Source organism: Parafrigoribacterium mesophilum, from assembly GCF_039652555.1.
Classification (GTDB): Bacteria; Actinomycetota; Actinomycetes; order Actinomycetales; family Microbacteriaceae; genus Parafrigoribacterium; species Parafrigoribacterium mesophilum.
On the sequence record NZ_JBDJAF010000067.1, the window covers coordinates 1 to 267 of the forward strand.

The 267-nt window shown below is 66.7% G+C and carries 1 pseudogene; it reads right to left on the bottom strand.

The annotated features are described in order from the left end of the window. Positions 1–106, bottom strand: a pseudogene (locus ABFX56_RS16325) (Bax inhibitor-1/YccA family protein); the annotation flags it as partial. Positions 107–267 lie beyond the last annotated feature (161 nt).

The window sequence follows — 267 nt, forward strand, 5'->3', positions numbered from 1 at the left end:
GGCCGCGGCGGCCGGTCTTGATGCTGTCGAAGTCCAGCACCAGCGAGTATGCGGCCATGATGATGACGAGGATGCCAATGATCACGAGGCCGCCGATCGGCTGACCGAAGCGCGACGGCGGTCGCTGAGCAACCCGGCTACCTGGCCTGCAAGCGACAGGACGGATGGAGGACATCCGCGGGGGGCTTGATGGACACCACCGAGCGGATTAGTGTGACGGCAGCCGTCTACCGAGGCGGCGAACCGCAGAACCTCGGCGGTGCGGCT